11 protein-coding genes and 2 pseudogenes are annotated in these 21,293 nt (G+C 63.0%); 10 read left to right on the top strand and 3 right to left on the bottom strand.

Features of this window, described 5'->3' with window-relative positions; genetic code table 11:
* Positions 1-527: 527 nt before the first annotated feature.
* Positions 528-1,688: a DUF262 domain-containing protein gene (locus tag A4U64_RS27980; RefSeq protein ID WP_084648735.1), complete on the top strand. Its 1,161-nt coding sequence runs from the start codon at positions 528-530 to the stop codon at positions 1,686-1,688.
* An 826-nt stretch (positions 1,689-2,514) separates the two neighbouring features.
* Here the strand turns inward: A4U64_RS27980 and A4U64_RS26660 are convergent.
* Entirely contained in the window at positions 2,515-3,576 is a 1,062-nt protein-coding gene (locus tag A4U64_RS26660; RefSeq protein WP_065923605.1) for an HNH endonuclease, read from the bottom strand.
* 159 nt (positions 3,577-3,735) lie between these two features.
* Here A4U64_RS26660 and A4U64_RS26655 point away from each other — a divergent pair, with 159 nt between their 5' ends.
* From A4U64_RS26655 to A4U64_RS26630, 6 genes are all read left to right on the top strand, one after another.
* Positions 3,736-4,446, top strand: coding sequence for a thermonuclease family protein (locus A4U64_RS26655; protein WP_198163462.1), 711 nt, complete (start codon positions 3,736-3,738; stop codon positions 4,444-4,446).
* Positions 4,443-4,628 carry a hypothetical protein gene (locus A4U64_RS26650; protein WP_065923603.1) on the top strand — a complete coding sequence of 62 codons (186 nt, stop codon included), beginning with the start codon at positions 4,443-4,445 and terminating at the stop codon, positions 4,626-4,628. The genes A4U64_RS26655 and A4U64_RS26650 overlap by 4 nt, the downstream gene beginning before the upstream one ends.
* A gap of 749 nt (positions 4,629-5,377) precedes the next feature.
* On the top strand, positions 5,378-5,866 hold the full coding sequence (locus tag A4U64_RS28365; protein WP_157127627.1) for a hypothetical protein: 489 nt from the start codon (positions 5,378-5,380) through the stop codon (positions 5,864-5,866).
* A gap of 289 nt (positions 5,867-6,155) precedes the next feature.
* A complete protein-coding gene (locus A4U64_RS26640) occupies positions 6,156-9,629 on the top strand; it encodes a helicase-related protein (protein ID WP_065923735.1) in 3,474 nt (1,157 codons plus the stop codon).
* Positions 9,630-9,721: 92 nt separating this feature from the next.
* Positions 9,722-12,535 carry a DUF1156 domain-containing protein gene (locus A4U64_RS26635; RefSeq protein ID WP_065923601.1) on the top strand — a complete coding sequence of 938 codons (2,814 nt, stop codon included), beginning with the start codon at positions 9,722-9,724 and terminating at the stop codon, positions 12,533-12,535.
* 13 nt (positions 12,536-12,548) lie between these two features.
* Positions 12,549-15,965, top strand: a complete 3,417-nt coding sequence (locus tag A4U64_RS26630) for a Swt1 family HEPN domain-containing protein (protein WP_065923600.1) — start codon at positions 12,549-12,551, stop codon at positions 15,963-15,965.
* A 248-nt stretch (positions 15,966-16,213) separates the two neighbouring features.
* Here the strand turns inward: A4U64_RS26630 and A4U64_RS27975 are convergent, their stop codons facing one another.
* Together A4U64_RS27975 and A4U64_RS28360 are read right to left on the bottom strand one after the other, a co-directional pair.
* Positions 16,214-16,972 carry an Abi family protein gene (locus A4U64_RS27975; RefSeq protein WP_084648734.1) on the bottom strand — a complete coding sequence of 253 codons (759 nt, stop codon included), beginning with the start codon at positions 16,970-16,972 and terminating at the stop codon, positions 16,214-16,216.
* A 274-nt stretch (positions 16,973-17,246) separates the two neighbouring features.
* A complete protein-coding gene (locus A4U64_RS28360) occupies positions 17,247-17,609 on the bottom strand; it encodes a hypothetical protein (protein ID WP_157127626.1) in 363 nt (120 codons plus the stop codon).
* Between A4U64_RS28360 and A4U64_RS26625 the strand changes: the two are divergent.
* The 3 genes and pseudogenes from A4U64_RS26625 to A4U64_RS26615 form a co-directional block, all read left to right on the top strand.
* Positions 17,496-18,140: pseudogene (locus A4U64_RS26625) on the top strand (IS1634 family transposase); the annotation flags it as partial. The gene A4U64_RS28360 and the pseudogene A4U64_RS26625 sit on opposite strands and share 114 nt — an antisense overlap.
* Before the next feature lie 575 nt (positions 18,141-18,715).
* Positions 18,716-20,176, top strand: coding sequence for a group II intron reverse transcriptase/maturase (gene ltrA, locus A4U64_RS26620; protein ID WP_232334221.1), 1,461 nt, complete (start codon positions 18,716-18,718; stop codon positions 20,174-20,176).
* A gap of 96 nt (positions 20,177-20,272) precedes the next feature.
* Positions 20,273-21,253: pseudogene (locus A4U64_RS26615) on the top strand (IS1634 family transposase); the annotation flags it as partial.
* Positions 21,254-21,293: the final 40 nt, after the last annotated feature.

Raw genomic sequence — 21,293 nt, 5'->3', positions numbered from 1 at the left:
GGGTCGATCGTGACGCCATGGCACCGACGCCGCACGTCGCGCGAGAACACCAGTTTGTTCAGGCTCGTACAGGGCCTGAACCGTGCCAGTCGATCAATCCGGCAGCCTGGGCGGCAGCGCACAGCGCCCGGGCCGCGCCGGCACTGCCGACGGGCCCTCGCAGGTGCGCTCGCAGCACCTCGTTCCCATGGGAGACTGTGCCGATTTGATCCGAAAACTACTGTGGCGCAGTTGTTCACGGAACGCCGATAACGGATATTACGTCAAGTACTGACTTCGAATCGCGTTTCACCGAGCCTGGTCTAAACCCTCCGTTAAGTGCTGGCCGCCTCGATGATCGCGCTCTCCGACCCTTCTGGCCATACTGCATCACTGGGGCGGTGCGGGGGCACGGTGGCAGCCCACCGACCGTCGTGACGAGACCCCACGATCTGCTACGTCGGGAGCTTCGCAATATCCGTGGAGGTGGCCGACATCATGTCCATGCCTTCGCCTGGCTATAAGGTATTGACGACCAGAGGAGCCAAATGAGCGAACACAATGACGACGCCCTATCGATGGACTTGTCCGAGGGCGACCTTGCGGACGATATTGCACCAGACAAAGCGGTCACGTGGGGAACGGACTGGACCGTAACGACGATCATCGACCAGCTGAGCCGCGGCCGATTCGATCTCGAACCCGCGTTCCAGCGCCGCGATGTATGGTCCGATCGCAAGCGAGCCCGGTTTATCGAGTCACTAATATTAGGAATTCCTGTTCCTCAAGTGATTCTCGCCGAAAGACCAAATGCGCGCGGAAAGTTTATAGTCCTCGATGGCAAACAGCGGTTACGCAGCCTGCAACGTTTCGCCGGTATGGACGGCACCCCTATGCGACTTACCGGACTTGAGGTTCTCCGGAACCTTAACGGAAAGACCTATGATGAAATTCGAGAAGATAGCGCACTCGAACAATCCGTAGCCGCTCTTGAGAATCAAGCCATACGGGCAGTCGTTCTTCGGGGCTGGCAGAGCGAAAGTCTCCTATATCTTACATTTTTGAGACTTAATTCAAACGTCGTCGGTCTTTCTCCTCAGGAATTGCGGCGCGCTCTACACCCCGGACCTTTTATGGAATATGCAATGCAGACGTCCGCAGAAAGCAGTCAGTTAAAGGAATTCCTAGGGGGGGCACGCTCGACAAAACCGGACTTCCGTATGCGAGATGCAGAAATCCTAATTCGCCACATAGCATTGACCACTCGAATTTCAGAATACAGAGGAAATCTTCGACGATTTCTCGATGAAACATGCGAGATCATGAATCGTGAATGGGATGAAGTGTCGCCAGCAGTGGCCGACAGCGCCGAAGGACTTGAGTTGGCCATGAACGCGACGAATTCTATATTTGGAAAGCACGCCTTTCGTCGATTTTCAAATGGCCGCTACGAGTCCCGGAAGAACCGAGCCGTTCTCGATTGCATGGCGTTTCACCTCCAGGATGCCACAGTTCGAGCCGCCGCGTTATCCTCTCCTGAAAGCGTTCGACTCGCATTTGAAGGAGCCTGCACCCAGGAGGAACGTTTCCAGTCATCTTTGACAAGCACAACGAAGACTCGCAGTGCAGTCCTAACTCGACTTGGAATTTGGGGAAGGGTACTGAGTACAGTAACGGGCGTAAAGACTGTAGACATACCGGAGAATTAGAAGGTGGCACGACGACTGCTAGCCTTCCCGGAGCTACGAGAATCGCTAAAATTGATCCATACGGCATTTGCAAGACCATATAGGCCGGTGCCTAGCGAGCAGGATTTTATCAGTGGCGATGCTTTTCTAGTAGCGGCACACGCCTGTGTAGAGTACTTCTTCGAAGAGGCATGTCGGCGATCCGTCCATGCATCATTACATGAGTACAAGAATTTCGGTCGAAAAAGCCCTCAATTGAGCGGGCTGCTCGATTCGCATTTTTATGCACAGGTTTCTGGACTTCCACGGCAAGAATCCCAATGGTTGTTGCCCGACGACGCTAGAATTGCAGCCGCTGTTAAGTGGTATATAAAGCGGGTTGATACGAACAACGGCGTCAAACCCAACAATCTTCGAGCCCTGCTTCTCCCACTCGGTTTCAGCGAGACTGACTTTGACCCGGTTTGGATGGATGACATGGAAGAATTTGGCGGTGGCCGTGGCGATACAGCTCATGGGCGCCCCGTATCGCCCTACCAGCGCTCCCCTATTTCTATCGGACCAGCCACAGTCTGTAATGTGTGGACACAAGTAACGGTCAGACCTCGAACTGCGATGGCCCCGTGGGATGTGGACCAGCTAATTACGCGACTCCTTCCGGAAATGTTCATGTGGGATAAGCGGCTCGTCGCTAGCTGCAGGCGACGTTAAGGGGCTCTTCCTGAAATGGAGTGCACCTGAAGGAGATGCGAAGTATTCGGTGCCGTCGGTGTCGTTGACCGAGACGGGTCCCAGGTGGCAGATGATGAAGGTTTCTACATCGAATCGTCATCCACACCCGGGAGCCCTATGTCCGACCAACGACGAAGCTCCGATTAACTCGGGTGGCGAGGATCTGGCGCAGTTCGTCGGGTGTGAGCCAGGTCTTCTTTCGGTGGATTATTCTATGGCAGTTTGCACAAAGGAGGATGAGGTCGTCGAGGGTGCTCGAGACCTCGCCCGATACATGCAACGGAACCCGATGGTGCACCTCGATGTAGCCGTCTCCGTGCCCTGGATACACTTGAGCAAAATCGAATCCGCATACCTCACAGGACACCTCGCCTCGTTCCTGCATCGACTGTGCGATCTTCTGCTTGCGTAATTTCGGGTCTCGTTCCCTCGCTGCGGCCCACCGCCGCTTCACTGCTCCTTCGAGCGCTGACGCCACGCCTTCGGAGTCGAGCGTGCCAAGCTCATCGACCTCGGGGTACTCCTCCTCGGTGCCGACCGTACGCATCTCTGCGAGAGATGTGTCGGTGCGCAGCCGTGTCGACAACTCATGCATACCGCCGGGGTCGGCGAGGAAGGCTTGGAGTACGAGGCGGTCCAGCCGTGCTCCTCGCGTCGGCTTGCCGGGGTAGTCAGGATGGGCTGTGCGGATGTTCTCAAGTTTCAGTTGCACACTATGGGGACTGCGATATCCCGGCGACAACGCGAAATCGGTGTCCAGTGAACGCAGGTACTGCGACAGTTCCTGCACGGCGGAGTCACTGGCACGGATCGTCGTGGACCAACCGCGCCCGTAGAGGAGGTCGCATGCGAGGACTAGTTCGGGCCAGGTCCAATCGGCGTCCCCGGTCACCCGGAACCCGAGGTCGGTGAGCATCGCGACGATGGGCTTGCCCCCGGAGAAGTTGGCAGCGACCACCTTTTCTCCCGTGTCGAACCGGTACGCGACGCCGGCAATGGCTTTCGAGTCGTATGCCCGTCCGTCGTGGATCAGGAAGTACTCGTGTGCGGTGTCAAAACCGTTTTCGGCAAGGAACCGTTCACGCCCGAGTCGGTCACATTCGCGGATTGCCTGATAGACGCTTTGCCGTGTCAGCGCCTTCTTCAACTGCGCATGGGTCAACCGCTTCACCTGCATGAAGGGAAAATCTATTCATCGGTACAGACGGCCCGGCTTTCGGGTCTGATGTTTCCCGATACGCAGAGCCTTGCGCGGGGTTACCGAGCCCTCGACCTCTCCGAGGAGCGTCGGCGTGCCTGCGCCCGATGTCCGGTCTGTCTGCTATTGATGAGCGCCATGAAGAAGGTTCTTATGGTCTGCGCCGGTACCGGTGTGCTCGCTTGCGGTTCGGGGGTGGTCGCGGTCGCCGAGCCGGCTCCGGTGCTGCCCACCGCCGTGGTGACCGCCGTGGTCGACGGCGACACCGTGCAGGTCACCGACGCCGCCTCGGGCACCGTCACGGTCCGCATCCTGGGTATCGACACCCCGGAGACGAAGAAACCCGGCCACACCGTGGGGTGCTGGGGCCCGGAGGCCACAGCGTTCGCCACCGAGACGCTGCTGAACCAGCCCGTGGCTCTGGTCGCCGATCCCACCCAGGACACCGTCGACGCGTACGGGCGCACCCTGGCGTACGTGGTCAAGCCCGACGGCTGGAACTACAGCGTCGAGGCCGCCCGCGCCGGGGTCGCCAAGTCCTACGTCTTCGACAACACTCCGGTGCAGCAGTATCCGGCGATCGTCGCCGCCGAGGACCAGGCCCGCACCAGCGGCACCGGCCTGTGGGGACCGCCGTGCCACGGCGCCACCGACTCGGTGCCCCTCGCCGCACCGGCTCCTGCACCGGCCCCGACTCCGGCGCCGCAGACCGCCCCCGATCCCCCGGCGGATGTGTACTACAAGAACTGCTCGCAGGTCCGCGCCGCGGGCGCAGCGCCGCTGTACCGAGGCGACCCCGGTTACGCCGCGCATCTGGACCGCGACAACGACGGTATCGCCTGCGAATGACCCCGATGCCGCCCGACGATCGGCTCGGACGGCTGGATGCGGAACTGGCCCTGCTCGCCGAGATCCGGCGTCGGTTGCGCCGCAGCGAAGGCGCCGACTTCCGCATCCCGACCCGCGTCGTCGACGCGGTGCTCGACGAGCGTCACCGGATCGCCCAGCTCGACTGTTCCCGACGGGATTGAGATCGGGGCCGCCCTCCCAGCGGCGGGGCTGGTGGAACGACTTGAAGTCGTTCTGGAAGCGTCGGCCCTGTTCTTCTTCGGTCGAGCCGGTCCTTCAACCAGAAGAAGGGCCCCGGTCTCCCGGGGCCCTTCTTCTACGGCATTTTCGCGTCAGCAACGGCTCGGGCGATCCGCTCGGAACGGCTGTGTGACGTCGGACCTGGACACGCACAGTCGTTCGGCGGAGCGTGCACGATCTGACCTGGTCGCGCTTACCTCACCGCTGGGACGGCCCGGATTCACGATGATTCTATCCGGGCTGCCGCGAAGAGAACGCTAACAGCGTTCCGGCTCGGAAACTAGCACTTCACCGATTTCTGTGCGCTAGCGTGGAATGTACCCCACGTTTGAGTAGTAGTGAATGTAATATCATCTCGATGAGTGCTTCAACGACACCTTCCGAGCCGCCGGGAGCGCCAGCTGCCGCGCGGGAGTTCGCCACCCGTCTGCAAGGTCGTCGCTACGGGATGGGGGCGCCTCTTCGACGCGCGTTCGTCCTGAAGTCTCAGGGCCACTCGCAGTCGCCTATGGGTGCATTGATGAGCAGCGCGAGTGGTGGCGGAGGAGGACGTGGGGGTCGCACTCGACTGGCGCTGCTCCTAACCGCACTGTGGGTGGTGTCGACGCCGCCGTACACATCCTCAAGGTCGGCTCGGTGGTGGGCGGAGGTGATCGGACTACCTGATCCGGGTAGGAAAGGCGCCCGAGCCGTGTCGACAAACTTCCACGAACTGAACCGGCGAGGCTTCATTCACCTCACCCCAGGACAACACGGGTACAACTCGACGGTCACCCTGCGAAGCGAAATCCCCCCGCACGACGAATACTCACCACCATTCACAGACCCGCCCGGGCCCGGCTACTTTCGGCTCCCCGAGCATCTATGGACCCAGGGACTCATCGGGAATCTGGATGGGCCGGCGCTCGCCATGTTCGTACTACTGCACTACTACTTCAATGCCGAGAAGCACGACAGCGACGGGATCTGGTTCAGTCCCCAGTCCTTCAACGATCGGCATGGACTGTCGGAAACCACTCGAAATCGAGGGCTGGAGCAACTCGTCGAGCTCGGCGCCGTCCACATGCAGGAAAAGTTCGTCGACACCGCAGTCGCCGGCGCCGGATATCGTACGTTTCGCCGCCGAATCTTCAGGCTCGACCCCCGGTTCTACCCTCCACGTCCCCTATCGGCTCCTTAGACGACGAACGTCCGCGAATTGCGTCCGAGTCGGATATCTGGACCGCCTTGGACAAGGCCAAGAACGCGACCCCCCGGGCCGACCCTCCACGCAATCGAGCATTCTGACGGTCACAGCTGCCTCCACAGCACATTCCTCTGGAACTTCCTGTGCCCACCTGCAAGCTGCTCGCTGTCGAAGATGCTGTGACATTCTTCGTGCGGCGAACGATCACACGTGTACGGCAACGACGCCGCAGGGGTGGGAAGGAGTGCTGACAGTGTCGGGATCATCACCGGAGGGGGTGCCGGTGCGGCTCGAGGATCTCGACCGCGGCCAGGTACTTCGCGGTGTGCACACAGGTCCCGTGACCCTCGTCGATGTCGATCGGCACGGCCCGGACGCGGTAACCGTGACCTTCAAAGACACCGCCGGCGGTCTCGGCCAACAGTTGCTCTACCGGACCGATGAGGAACGTCTGCGGATCGAGACACCGCAGGCCCGGTGGTCGTTCGATGCGGATCCGGCCGAGTTCCGGCTCGCCGCCGAGGCGCTGCGTATTCGCATGGCCGGTCTGCACGATCCGATGGTGGCGGTCTCGTCCAGCGCGGTCGATCCCTTGCCGCACCAGATCCGTGCCGTCTACGGCGAACTGCTGCCCCGCACCCCGTTACGGTTCGTCCTCGCCGACGACCCCGGCGCCGGCAAGACGATCATGGCCGGGCTCTACGCGAAAGAACTGATGCTGCGCGGGGACCTGACCCGCATGTTGATTGTCGCTCCCGGTTCGCTGGTCGAGCAGTGGCAGGACGAGCTGGCCACCAAGTTCGGCATCGACGCGCAGCTGCTCTCGCGCGAGATGATCGCCTCGAGCCCGGACGCGAATCCCTTCGAACGCTATCCGCTGCTGATCGCCCGGATGGACCAGCTCGCCCGCAACGACGATCTGCTCGCCTTGCTCGATACCAGCGAGTGGGATCTGGTGGTCGTCGATGAGGCGCACCGGATGTCGGCGACCTGGTACGGCGGCGAACTCGACGTCACCCGCCGCTACCAGCTCGGACAGCGTCTCGGGCAGATCACCCGGCACCTGCTGCTGATGACCGCCACCCCGCACAACGGCAACGAAACCAGCTTCCAGGCGTTCATGGCACTGCTCGACCCGGACCGGTTCGAAGGCGAATACCGCTCCGGAGCGCACACCACCGACACCTCCGGGCTGATGCGCCGCATGGTCAAGGAGGAGCTGCTCACCTTCGACGGCACCCCGCTGTTCCCCGAGCGCATCGCCGAGACCGTGCCGTACACCCTCTCCGACGGCGAACGCCAGCTCTACGACGAGGTCACCCGCTACGTCCGTGAGGAGATGAACCGCGCCGACCGCCTCGGCGCCGACAACCCCCGCGCTCGCACCGTTGGCTTCGCCCTGACCGTGCTGCAACGACGCCTGGCGTCCTCCCCGCATGCGATCGTCCGGTCGCTGCAACGCCGCCGCGAACGCCTCGGCGCCAAACGCCGTGACCTGCTCACCCCCACCCCGACGAGTCGGGTCGACGATCTCGCCCTGACCGGGTTCGACTTCGACGATCCGGACGAGTACGACGCCGGCGAACGCGAAGAGATGGAAGAGCAGGTCGTCGATGCCGCCACCGCGGCGCAGACCGTCGCCGAACTCGACATCGAAATCACCCGCCTCGGGGTGCTCGTCGCTCTCGCCGAGCAGGTCCGCGACTCCGGGGAGGACCGCAAATGGGCCGAACTGCGCTCGTTGCTGCTGGATCGGAATCTGCTGCTCGACGCCCAGGGTGCACCGCGCAAGCTGATCGTGTTCACCGAACACCGCGACACCCTGGACTATCTGACCGCCCAGATCCGCAACATTCTCGGCCGCGAAGATGCGGTGGTCACCATCCACGGCGGCACCCGCCGCGAAGACCGCCGTGCCATCCGCGAGCAGTTCACCCACAACCCCGACACTCAGGTGCTCATCGCCACCGATGCCGCCGGGGAAGGGCTGAACCTGCAGGCCGCCCACCTGATGATCAACTATGACCTGCCGTGGAACCCCAACCGGCTCGAGCAGCGCTTCGGCCGGATCCACCGCATCGGCCAACGCCACACCTGCCGACTGTGGAATCTCGTCGCCGACGGCACCCGCGAAGGGCATGTGTTCACCCGGCTGCTCGAGAAGATGGAAACCCAGCGCCGCGCCTACGGCGGCCGCCTGTTCGACGTCCTCGGCGACGCCTTCACCGACCGACCGCTACGCACCTTGCTGCTCGACGCGATCCGCTACGGCGACGACCCAGCCCGCCTGGCCGCCCTAGACCAGGTCGTCGACACCGAAGTCTCCCGCGGCCTGGACACCCTGCTCGACGAACGCGCCCTGGCCCACGAAGCCCTGGCTCCGCACGAACTCGACCGGCTCCGCCGCGAGATGGACGAAGCCCGCGCCCGCCGGCTGCAACCGCACTACATCGCCGCGTTCTTCCACGACGCCTTCCCCCGCCTCGGAGGCCGACTGCCTCGCCGGGAAGCCGGACGGTTCGAAATCACCCACGTCCCCGCGACTGTGCGGGCCCGGCAACGCCCCGGCTCAGCAGTGCCGATCGTCTCCCGCTATCAGCGGGTCACCTTCGATCCCGACCGCATCGACCTGGGCGAGCCCACCGCACCACGCGCCGAACTCCTCGCCCCCGGCCACCCGCTGCTCGACACCGTCCTCGACGCCACCATCGAAACCCACCAGCAGGCGCTGGAAACCGGCACCGTGCTGTTCGACCCGCACGACCCGGCCGAGCACCCCCGGTTGATCGTGGCCGTGACCGGCGAGATCAGCGACGGCACCGGCGTGGTGGTGTCCAAACGCTTCGACTTCATCACCCCCACCCCCGAGGGAACGGCCACCTTGTGCGGGCCGGCGCCGTATCTGGACCTGCAGCCCCTTCCCGTCGAGGCACGCACCATGGCCGATGAGGTCATCGGCCACAGCTGGCTCGCCGGCGGAGTCGAGCAACTCGCCGCCACCTGGGCCATCACCCACGGCCAACCCGAGCATCTCGCCCAGGTGAAAGACCGCGTCCTGCCGCTGCTGGACAAGACCCGCAGCGCCGTGCACAAACGCCTCACCCAGCAGATCAACTATCTCGACAGCGAAGCCGCCCGCCTGCGCGACGTCCTGGCCACACGTACCCAGGGCCGGCACGCCAAACCCCGGCACAGCCCCGACCGGCTCGAGGCCCGCGCCCGCGACCTCGAAGCCCGCCTCACGGCCCGCACCACCGAACTCGACCTGCAGTCCCGCCTGGCCGCCAAACCCCCGCAGATCGCCGGCGCGGTGCTGGTCATCCCCGCCGGGATGCTGCCCGGTGCTCCCGCTCAGCACGCGAAGGACACCGCCCGGATCGAACGCCGCGCCGTCGACAAGGTCCTAGCTGCCGAACGTGCTTTGGGGCGGATTCCGGAGGAGATGCCGCACAACAACAAGGGCTACGACATCCGCTCCCTCGACCCGCAGGACGGGCACTACGTGTTCATCGAGGTCAAAGGCCGCATCGAAGGCGCCGAGGACTTCACCGTCACGTTCAACGAAGTCCTCTACGGCAAGAACGTTCCCGACCGCCACCGCCTGGCCATGGTCTCGGTCAGCGACCACGGCCCCGACCACGACCAGCTGCGGTACGTGCACGAACCGTTCCGGCGTATCGACCTCGGCGACCTCGCCGCCACCGAGGTACGCCTGCACTGGGCCAAAACCTGGGCGAAAGGCGGACCACCCTCCTAGCACCTCCCCGTGCTGATCTGACCGGGCACCGCTGCCGAATCCCGGCACGACCGGCCACTACTGTTTCCCCTAACCACGCTTCCGCCGCACCGATGTACGTAGAAAAGGACCACCTCGTGACCGCCGACACCACCGCTGTTCCCCGTCGCAAGCTCATCGAGGTCGCGCTGCCGCTCGAGAAGATCAATGCCGAATCGGCCCGTGAGAAGTCCATCCGCCACGGTCACCCCTCCACACTGCACCTGTGGTGGTCGCGCAAGCCCCTCGCCGCCGCTCGCGCCGTCCTGTTCGCGCAGCTCGTCGACGATCCGTCCTCGTTTCCTGACCGATTTCCTACCGAGGAGGCAATTACTAAGGAACGTAAACGTCTGCACGAGATCATCGAACAATTGGTGGTGTGGGAAAACACGGGCGACGAGAACCTCCTGCGTAGAGCTCACGAGGAGATCCTGGCCTCCACCGACGGCAATCCCCCACCGATCCTCGACCCGTTCGCGGGAGGTGGTTCGATCCCGCTAGAGGCCCAACGTCTCGGCCTAGAAGCTCACGCGTCGGATCTGAATCCGGTTGCGGTGCTTATCAACAAAGCCCTGATCGAGATTCCCCCTAAGTTTGCTGGACTGCCTCCAGTGTTCCCGGGTGCTGCGGATGCGCAGATCACTGCCTGGCCGCGGGTGACCGGACTCGCTGAAGATGTTCGCCGCTATGGACTTTGGATGCGGGACGAAGCGAAAAAGCGCATCGGCAAATTGTACCCGAAAGCGAAGTTGCCGGACGGTACCGAAGCCACCGTCATTGCATGGATTTGGGCCCGCACCGTCACCTGCCCTAACCCTGCGTGCGGTATCGCGATGCCACTGACCAGCAAATGGTGGTTGGGGAAGAAGAAGGGTAAGGAGGCTTACATCGTGCCAACCGTCGTCGACGGGACGGTTAGGTTTACCATCGGGCACGATCCGAAGAAGGCTCCGACTAAGGACAATGACGGGACTGTAAAACGGTCGGGCGCGGTATGTATCGGATGTGGTGCAGCTGTTGACCTTAAGTACGTGCGGGCGGAGGCTCATGCCGGCCGAATGGGCGCTCAACTTATGGCTACAGTGGCGGAAGGCTTGCGAAGGCGGATCTATCTGGAGCCCACTCCAGAGCATGAAGCGGCTGCACAGGTGGTTCGCCCCGCGAACGTCCCGGACGGCGAACTATCCACACATCCGCAGTACATGGGAACCCCAAGATATGGAATGGTTGAATTCCCTGACTTATTTACCGACCGCCAGCTTATTGCCTTGACGACATTTAGTGACCTTATAGGTGAGGTTCATGCCCGTGTCGTTTCTGATGCTCAATCGGCGGGGATGATGCAGGGCGCTTCAATTGAATCCGGCGGAATGGGGGCGGCAGCGTACGCAGACTCTATAGCAACATATCTTGGTTTCGCGATTAGCCGTATGACTAACAAGTCTTCGTCTATATGCTCCTGGGATTCTAGTACCAAGATGGAGGCTGTGCGTAGCGTTTTTGCCCGACAAGCCCTACCAATGAGTTGGGATTTTTCCGAGTCTAACCCCTGGGGAGGCTCTGGTGGAGACTATGCGGAGGACCTGCTATGGGTCAGTCGGGTCCTTGACCGAGTGTTGCCTGGCGTTGCGGGAACGTCTGATCAATCTGAGGCAAAAATTTCCGTTCAACGTCCTGCGCTTATTTCTACAGATCCCCCCTATTACGATAACGTTCCTTATGCGGATCTTGCTGACTTTTTTTATGTATGGTTGCGCCGCTCACTGCGCTCAATATACCCAGAATTGATGGGATCGATACTTGTCCCTAAAACGGGCGAGCTTGTCGCTAATTATTATAGACATGGCGGGAAAGAAGAAGCCCAAAAATTCTTCGAGGAAGGCTTTCTGGAAGTCTTTTCGAGGGCGCGTAAGTCCGCATTACCGAATTTCCCGATTGCCGTTTATTATGCATTCAAACAGCAGAATGCTGACGAGAGTGGTCAAGTATCTACCGGCTGGGAAACCCTCTTGGAGGGGATGGTCCGTTCCGGATGGACCATCACTGCCACATGGCCTATGCGTAGCGAACTCGGGAACCGGATGCGAAGCTTTGACTCAAATACGCTTGCATCGTCCATTGTTCTTGCGCTGAGGCCACGTGAGAACAACGCGCCGACCATCGATCGTCGTGGATTCATTCGCGCCCTCAAGGACGAGCTGCCGGATGCACTGCGCGAGCTGCAGCAAGGCGCAATTGCGCCGGTCGACTTACCTCAAGCAGCCATCGGTCCCGGCATGGCAGTGTTTTCCCGCTTCTCGGGGGTTCTCACCGATGATGGGTCGAAGATGACGGTGCGAACGGCGTTAGCTCGGATCAACGAAATTCTCGATGAGGTCCTCGTGGAGCAGGAAGGTGACTTCGATCCGGACACGCGCTTCGCGATCGCGTGGTTCCGTCAACACGGGTTCGACACCGGCACGTTCGGTGATGCCGACAATATGGCTCGGGCCCGCAACGCCTCTCTCGATCATCTGGAACGGTCTGGCATCCTCACCAGCCGCGCAGGAAAGGTCGAGTTGCTTTCCCCAGCTGCGCTGGGAGAGCTCTACGCAGACAAAGAGTACGACCCGGCCACCGACCCGCACATCAGCACGTGGGAGGTGGTGATGCATCTGTCGCGGGCTTTGACCGAAAAGGGTGTGCCGGCAGCCGCGGCATTGTTGTCCCGAGTGCCGGAGTCGGTTGATCGAGACTTGTGCAAGGAGCTGGCGTTCCTGCTGTTCACCATCGCAGAGGACATCAAGCGAACTCAGATTGCGGTGGAGTTCAACTCACTCGGTACCGCGTGGAACGACATCGTCGCCGAGTCCCGCACCGCCTCGACCCAGCTGATGCTGGGCACCTAGAAGGAACCTTGTCATGGCTGTGAGCAACCGCGACCGGATCGGTCGGATCTTCGAGCTTCTCGGACCCGCGCTGGACGAGTTCCACACCTACGTGCTGGCCAAGAAACTGGACGATGGGGACTGGACGGCGCTACTGGCGGCCCGGGACAAGACCAAGGGCGCCGGCGCGTCGAAGACCTATGTGCGCACCGACCCGCAAAACGGGCTGCGGATGATCACCGAACAGATCCCCAACCAGATCCAGAAAGGCTGGTATCCGTTCACCGATCATCTCTCCCGCACGGAGCAGTCCTGGGCGACGGAACTCAAAGATGTGCGCAACACCTGGGCGCACAACGGATCGTTCACCGCCGACGATGCGTACCGGGCCCTCGATACCGCCGAGCGGTTCCTGCGGGCAATCGGGGCCCCGGACCAGGCCGATGAGGCTCGACGCTCGCGGATCGAGCTGATGCGTCTGAGCTCGGAGAAGCAGGACCGTAAGGTCGTCAAGACCTCCGCGGCGGCGGAGATCGGCGCCGAGGGTCTCGAACCGTGGCGGCTGGTGCTCAGCCCGCATCAGGATGTGCAGAGCGGCAACTTCCACGCCGCCGAATTCGCCGCCGACCTGGCGATGGTCTCCCGCGGCGAAGGCGACCCCGAATACACCGATCCGGTGGAGTTCTTCGCCCGCACCTATCTGACCGAAGGCTTGAAGGATCTGCTCGTCCCCGCGATGCGGCGCCTGTCCGGCGACCCCAACGCGGCCCCGATCATCAACCTGCAGACCAACTTCGGTGGCGGAAAGACCCACTCCATGCTGGCGGTGTGGCATCTGGCGTCCGGCCGGCCGCTGGTGGACTATCCGCAGGAAGTGCAGGACCTGCTCGCCGGTACCGAACTGCCCGCTGCCCGACGGGTGGCACTGGTAGGCACCCAGATCAAGGCCGGTGCGGTAAAGGTGATGCCCGATGGCACCCGCATCAACACGATCGGTGGACTGTTGGCCTGGCATCTCGGCGGCGCCGAAGGCTATGCGATGGTCGCCGAATCCGACACCAATCGGCTCAATCCCAGCGGTGAAGCACTGCGCGAGCTGTTCCTGCGGTTCGGCCCATCGGTGATCCTTATTGACGAATGGGTCGCCTACGCGCGCCTGTTGTTCGGCCACGAGGAGCTGCCCGACGGCACCTTCGATGCGCAGTTCACCTTCGCCCAAGCCCTCACGGAGGCGGCCAAGGCCGTTCCCGGCACTTTGGTGCTGATCTCCATTCCCGCGTCGGCGGAGATGAAGGACGGCGAGTACGTCGGCGACGAGGAAGAAGTCGGTGGGCAGAACGGCCGCGAAGCATTGAAGATGCTGCGCAAGGCCGTCGGCCGGGTCGCCGAGCAGTGGCGCGCCGCCAACGCCGAGGAAAGCTTCCACATCGTCCGGCGCCGGTTGTTCGAAACTCCGGACAGCACCGCCCTGGCAAAGATCAACGCCACCGCCAAGACGATGGTGGCGTTCTACGTCAAGAACAGCAGCGACTTTCCCCGCGAGGTCCGCGAACTCGACTACGAAGAACGCATCCGCCGTTCCTATCCGATCCACCCGGAACTGTTCGACCGGCTCTATCAGGACTGGTCCACCCTCGAACGGTTCCAGCGCACCCGCGGTGTGCTGCGGTTGATGAACGTCATCGTCGGTCAGCTCTGGCGCGAGAACGACACCGCCCCACTGATCATGCCCGGCTCGATCCCGCTGCGTGCCGACAAGGTCGTCACTGAACTGACCCAGTACCTCGACGATCAGTGGAAGGCCCTGATCGACACCGACGTCGACGGACCCAACTCCGCCCCCGCCCAGGTCGACAACACCAACCAGCTGCTCGGCCAACGCCTGACCACCCAACGTCTGGCCCGCAGCGTGTTCATGGGCGCCACCCCGACGCTGACGTCCGCGCACAAGGGCCTGGACAAGCAGCGGATCTTCCTCGGCACCGCGCTGCCGGGGGATATCCCGGGCAACTTCCATTCGGCGCTGAACCACCTGGCCAATACCGCTACCTACTTCTACAACTCGGGGTCGCTGTACTGGTACGACACTCAGGCCAACACCACCCGCACCGCCCGCGACCACGCCGAACGCCTCCACAAGGAAGACGTGTGGGCCGAGGTCGTGCGCCGGCTGCAAGAGCACCGCAAGACCACTTCGGACGGATTCGCCGGTGTGCATGTCGCCCCCGACTCGTCGGCGGATGTGCCGGACGTGCCGGAGGTGCGGCTGGTGATCGTGCCGCCCGCGCATCTGCACAATCGCAAGGCCAAGGCCGACTCCCCGGCGGCGATCTGGGCGAGAGACGTCACCGAACACCGCGGCAGCGCCGCCCGCACCCACCGCAACATGGTCGCCTTCCTCGCCGCCGACGACGCCCGCTGGGCCGAACTCGACAGCGCGGTCCGGGACTTTCTGGCCTGGTTCTACATCCGCGACAACGCCGACAAGGACCTGAACCTCACTGCCGCGCAACGCCAGCAGGCCGTCGACCGGGTCGCCACCCACAACCAGGCCGTCGCCGACCGGTTGCTGCAGACCTATCACTGGGTGCTCGCTCCCACCCAGCGTGATGCCACCAAGCCCCTCGAGATCGAAGCGTTCAAGGCCGATGGCACCACCACCGATCTGGCCGCCCGCGCCGCCGCGAAGTTGCGCAACGAATCGCTGCTGACCCTGCAGCGCAGCGCCGGCCTGATCCGCCACGACCTGTCCGGCACCCTCAAGGCCGCATGGGACCGCGAAGGACACATCAGCTTCGGCCAGTTGTGGGACTACTACACCACCTACCCGTACCTGGCGAGGCTGCGCGATCGCACCGTCCTCGAAGACGGGGTGCAGTCGGTATCCCGCGAGATGTTCTGGCAGCAGACCGGCTTCGCCCTGGCTGTGGACTGGGACGGAGAGAACTATCTCGGACTGGTGCTGCCGTCCGAGCAGGCGAGCGTGCCGCAGATCACCGACGCGCTGCTGCTGGTCCACCCTGATCGTGCCGAGGCGCAACGCGACCGCGAACTAGCCGAGTACGAGGCAGCCCAGCGCGAGAGCGCATCTCAACACGAGAGTGACTCTGGTGCAGGCGACGAGGAGCCTTCACCAAACTCTGGTGCAGCGGTCCAGACCGCCACGGCCACACACACTGGTAGCTGCAGTGAAACGGAGGAGGCCGTTCCGGCAGCGAAAACCCGATTCTTCGGGTCCACCGCCCTGCACCCGGACTTCTACGCCCGCGACTTCAACAAGATCACCAACGAGATCATCCAACACCTCGCCGCCGCCGACGGTGTCCACCTGGAAGTTCGGGTCGAGATCACCGCCACCACACCGAACGGATTCGACGAGAACAAGATCCGCACGGTCAGCGAGAATGCCACCGTTCTCAAATTCGACCAAGCTGGGTTCGAAACGGACTGAATCGATCGGGCCGATAGGTGTCGTAGTCGTCCAGCTCCGGAGGCTTACTCGCTGAGATAGGAAGACCGGGAATCGTGGATTGCTGGACAGGGCTGACCAACGCGCGCAGCGAGGGCTTTGGGCCGGATCGTCAAGCACGATAGTCGGATCGCGTTCGGGTTCCGCAATCCGACGATCAACGCCGCCGGGTACGGTGGGCCGGCATCCCCCGATCCCGGCGGCGCACACCCAGCCGGCCAATGCCACTGCTAACTGCGAGCTACAGCTTCTTCTTCCTTCGCCACGGCCCTGGCGTAGTCGTTCAGCACCGGAGTTACCTGGTCGTTCTTGCGAAGAAACCTGGCAAGGGAGTTGTCCAACCAGCCTGCGAGCCTGAAAATGTTCTCGACCTGGTAATTGTGCTTGAACATGTAGATCGGCTCGTGGTGGGCAATGCGGTTGCGAAGCCGCTCGAATTCACGAAGTGCATCACGGATCGGACCCGGTTTGTCCTGTATCCGGGCACCCTCATAGCCGGGAAATGCCTTGTGGAGTGTCGGCCGCCAAAGATTGCGGTGGTAGTTGTAACAAGGGTCGAGCTTGGGCGCGCCTTCACCGCACAAGGCGACCCACAGGCCCAGACTCGTCCCCCCGATGACATCGTCACCAGTAGGTTCTATCTGCCGCTGACCGGAGTCGTGATTGTGCTTCCGATCGAAGCTAAGTAGAGATTTTTTGAGCTTGTCGAGCTCTCGGTCAAGCAGGTGGATCCTTGGTCGATCCGACAGCGCATCAACGTGCCAGCCCGTTTGGGGAGTGCAGCCGATCTTCATGCAGAGCTGCGCGTTCAAAGCATTGCGGATCGCCACTTCCACCATTGCGATAGCAGGCCAGTAAGCAGCAGACAGATGTGTGTTCCAGATGTATAGACGGGACGCTTTCGCATGGTCGCCTCGTGCGGCAGCGCGATACTTGGCATACCGGGCGATGGAGATAAGCGACTCGAGCGGCAGGTCCTCCGGCTCCACACACCCTCCCCAAAAAAGCGTTTTGCCCCAGGGGGCGGCCTACCTTGCGGTAGCGGAAGTCCCTGGGGCTTACGTCCTAAAGGCTAGCGGATGAAGCCGTGCGACTGCAAACCTGATGGTCAGATGCTTTTTCGTTCGCCTGTGACGCAATGGCACTCCACTGTCCCGAGCGGCTGCCGCGGATTGTTTGTCCCATGACCATGACCATCTCGCGGTCTCGGCACGGAAAGACTGTCCGACGCCCAACTTCGGCGCGAAGCTCACTGGCGGACAATCATCGTGGTCTGTCGATCTCGTCGAGGTCGAGGTCGAGGTCGAGGAGCAACAGGACATCGGGCAGTCTCCCAGTCAGGGCATCCTGAGTTAGGACATTACTGGCGGGTAGAAAGCTCGGCAGGCTCGTCACCTGCGCCTTCGTGATCCCGCGAAAGCCGATCGGGACACTAAGCGGGTAGGTTCGGGCGGTGGCATTCGGGCGGTGGCATTCGTGCGGAAAGTGCGCACCGCATCCGGCGCGGTCGCGGTGCAGCTCGTGCGCAAACATCGGGGCCGGCACGAGATCATCGCGCACGTCGGATCCGCGCACACCGACGTCGAGCTGGGCATCCTTCTCGAAAGAGCCCGCAACCTCCTGCACGGTAACCAGGGCATGCTCGAGCTCGACGTACCGTCACCGGTCGAGCAGATCGCCGACGTTGCCGACTGGCGCACCGGACAGCTATCCGTGTCGCCGCCCACGGCGGGTCGGGAGGTTGCCGGCCCGGGCCGGACCGTGCGCACCACCGCCCGGCTGCTCTACGACGTACTCGCCTCGGTCTACGACCGGCTCGGCTTCGACGTCCTCGACGATGCGGTGTTCAAGGATCTGGTGATCGCACGCATCGTCGAACCGACCTCGAAGATCGATGCCCTGCGTGTCCTCGACGATCTCGGTGCGGACACCGTGTCGTACAAAACCATTCAACGCCACCTCGCGCAGATCCTCACCGGTGACTACCGGGATCGGATCGCCCACCGATGCTTCGAACACGCCGCCGCCACCGGCGGGTTGGGGTTGTTGCTATTCGATGTGACGACCTTGTACTTCGAAGCCGAGAAGGAAGACGACCTCCGCAAAGTCGGCTACAGCAAGGAGCGGCGGGTCGATCCACAGATCGTGGTGGGAGTGCGCCATGAGGCGCTGTGTGTTCGGGGGGAGGTGCAAGACCTCCCTCGCCTGTCTGTCGCAGGAGGTGGGTAGAAGCTGAGGGCAGCCTGATCCGCGCGGGAGTGTTGCGGATCGGGTGGCAAGCGGCCCTGACAAAGTCGGGACGTGCCAGCACTGCCAGATGGTGCGGGTCCGGCGAGCGAGTCGAGAAGGTATACGCAAGAAACCAGTGTGCGATCCCTCGTTACGATCAGCCGGCTCAAATCTGGTGGATATGGGCCGGTATCACGGTGCGGGCGGTGCTCAACCGATAGGTGCTGCTCCCGTCCGGGCGGTAGCCGGCCGCCCGGGCAGCCTGTCCGGCGTATCTGCGTGCCGGACAGGGACCGTCGGGGCTGAGCTGGGTGCCTAACTCGACGACCGAGACACAGTGAACATGGGAACCACGTCGGCCCGGCCCGTGACGGTGCCGGCCAGGTGCTGGACGGGCGAGGCGCACTGCCCGCTGAACGGGCCGACGTGGGGCGGAGTGGCCGTAGTACTCCGAGGACGGGAGAGCCGTCTACATGGGGAAGGGCCACAGCGAGGAACGCAGAATGGATACGGTCATGCCACAAGATGCGCCGGTGAACATCGGCGCCTGGGAAGGCACTCCCGCGGAGGCTGCCGACCGGGTAGTGGGGATTCAAACCAAACTGCACAGATGGGCGGTGGCCGACCTCGGCCGCCGGTTCGATGATGTGTTCAACCTGGTCACCGACCCGGCATTCATGCTCACCGCCTGGATGCGGGTCCGGAACAACACCGGAGCGCGTAGCGCGGGGATCGACGGGCGCACCACGTCGGTGGTCGAAGCGCTGCCCGGCGGGGTGGAGGAGTTCCTGGCCGATCTGCGCGAGCGGGTCCGGTCCGGGCAGTTCGCCCCGGTTCCGGTGCGGCGGGCGATGATCCCGAAGGCGGGCGGAAAGCTGCGGGCCCTGGGCATCCCCACGGTCGCTGACCGTGTGGTCCAGGCCGCACTGAAGCTCGTGCTGGAGCCGATTTTCGAGGCGGGGTTTTCCTCGTCGAGCTACGGTTTCCGACCTGGACGCCGCGCCCACGACGCCATCGAGGACATCCGCATGCACGCGCACAACGGGTACGTGCGGGTGTTCGAGGGCGACATCCATGCTTGTTTCGACGAGATCTCGCACTCTGCTCTGCTGGGCAGGGTGCGGTCCCGCATCAAGGACAAGCGGATCGTGGCGCTGGTGAGAGCGTTCCTGAAAGCGGGGGTACTCACCGAGGGCGGGTTCGTCCGAGACACCCCAGCGGGAACGCCGCAGGGCGGGATCCTCTCGCCACTTTTGGCCAACATCGCCTTGTCGGTGCTCGATGAGCATTTCGATGCGAAGCGGGCCGCGCAAGGCACCACGGCCTCGGCACGATCGTGGCGCCGCAAGCAGGGCGAGGGGTCTTATCGCCTTGTCCGGTACGCGGACGACTTCGTCGTGCTGGTCCACGGCACCGACTCCCACCTCCACGCTCTGCGCGAGGAGGTCGAGACGGTGCTGTCGACCATGGGGCTGCGGTTGTCGCTGGCCAAGACCCACGCCGTCCACATCGACCAGGGATTCGACTTCCTCGGGTTCCGCATCCAGCGGCACACCCAATGGGGAAGCGACCGGAGATACGTCTACAGCTATCCCTCGCAGAAGGCCATGGCCTCGGTCAAGGGAAAGGTCAAGGCGATCACCGATCAGCAGATCACCGACCGTGACCCGATGGTGGTGATCCTCGAGCTCAACCGGATCACCCGTGGCTGGGCGAACTATTTCCGCACCGGAGCATCAAAGCGCGCATTCAGCGACATCGACAGCTACCTCTGGTGGCGGACGTGGCGCTGGCTGCGAGCGAAGCACCGGCAGCAGAATGCCCGGTGGATCAAGCGGACGTACTACCACGCTCACCCGTGGTGGCCGACCGCTTCGGGGTATCTACTCGACCATCCGTCACGCGTCCGCATCCAGCGGCACGCCTACCGAGGCAATCGAATCCCCACCCCCTGGACCGCCTGACCTGGCTACCATCGCCCGATCTGTCCTCGGGGAAAGCCTGGTGCCGGGAAACCGGCACGCCAGGTTTGGAGGAGCGGCCAAGGGAAACGGACCCGCCGCGAGGCGGACACCGCGCCCTTGGTCGACTCCTACCTGCTCGTCGATCGAACCGGCTTCCCCTTGGAGATCGGTTGTTTCGAGGGCAACAAGGCCGAAACCCACACCCTGATCCCGATCGTGCGCCAGTTCCAGACCCGCCACGGCATCGACGGTGTGGAGATGGTCATCGCCGCCGACGCCGGCATGCTCTCCGCCTCGAACCTGACCGCGCTCGACGAGGCGGGCCTGAAGTTCATCGTCGGATCCCGCGTCACGAAAGCCCCGGGCGATCTGACATCTCATTTCCATTGGCACGGCGATGTGTTCACCGACGGGCAGATCATCGACACCGTCACACCCCGGCACGCACGCAGTGTCGTCAACACCGTGAAGAGACGAGCCGAACCGGTCTGGGATCCGGTGCGGCACCCCACCTCGTGGCGGGCGATCTGGCAGTACACCCGCAAACGCGCCGTGCGCGACAACCAAACCCTCAATGCGCAGGAAGCGCGGGCGAAGGCGGTCGTCGACGGCACGAAGAAAGCCAAGGCCACTCGGTTCGTCAAGACCACCACGGCCGGTCAGCAACTCGATGATGCCGCCCTGGGCAGGGCCCGGTCCCTCGTCGGCCTGAAGGGATACGTGACCAACATTCCGGTCACGCTGATGGAACCGGGTGAGGTGATCGGCAAGTACCACGATCTCTGGCATGTCGAGCAGTCGTTTCGGATGTCGAAGACCGATCTGCGGGCACGGCCGATGTTCCACCGCACCCGCGACGCGATCGAAGCACACCTGACCATCGTGTTCGCGGCATTGGCAGTCGCGCGCTGTGTTCAGGACCGGACCGGTGTCGCGATCGCACGAGTGGTCAAACAACTGCGGCCGCTGCGGACCTCGACGATCGCGATCAACGCCGCCGTCCAGGACTTCCCGCCGCAGATCCCGGCCGCCGACCAGGAAATTCTGTCTCGCCTCGGGTTCGAAGCGGGGTACTAAGCGAAATGTCCTAACTCAGGTCCGACGCCCAACTTCGGCG

Source organism: Rhodococcus sp. WB1 (assembly GCF_001700945.1).
In the GTDB taxonomy this organism is placed as follows: Bacteria; Actinomycetota; Actinomycetes; order Mycobacteriales; family Mycobacteriaceae; genus Rhodococcus; species Rhodococcus aetherivorans.
Note: the sequence above shows the minus strand (reverse complement) of the source record. Positions and strands in the feature narration are given on the sequence as shown.

Bases quoted from the DNA above. Each gene is read 5' to 3' on its own strand.
- A4U64_RS27980 (WP_084648735.1), top strand. From the start codon at position 528: ATGAGCGAACACAATGACGACGCCCTATCGATGGACTTGTCCGAGGGC.
- A4U64_RS26660 (WP_065923605.1), bottom strand. From the start codon at position 3,576: ATGCAGGTGAAGCGGTTGACCCATGCGCAGTTGAAGAAGGCGCTGACA.
- A4U64_RS26655 (WP_198163462.1), top strand. From the start codon at position 3,736: ATGAAGAAGGTTCTTATGGTCTGCGCCGGTACCGGTGTGCTCGCTTGC.
- A4U64_RS26650 (WP_065923603.1), top strand. From the start codon at position 4,443: ATGACCCCGATGCCGCCCGACGATCGGCTCGGACGGCTGGATGCGGAA.
- A4U64_RS26635 (WP_065923601.1), top strand. From the start codon at position 9,722: ATGTACGTAGAAAAGGACCACCTCGTGACCGCCGACACCACCGCTGTT.
- A4U64_RS26630 (WP_065923600.1), top strand. From the start codon at position 12,549: ATGGCTGTGAGCAACCGCGACCGGATCGGTCGGATCTTCGAGCTTCTC.
- ltrA (WP_232334221.1), top strand. From the start codon at position 18,716: ATGGATACGGTCATGCCACAAGATGCGCCGGTGAACATCGGCGCCTGG.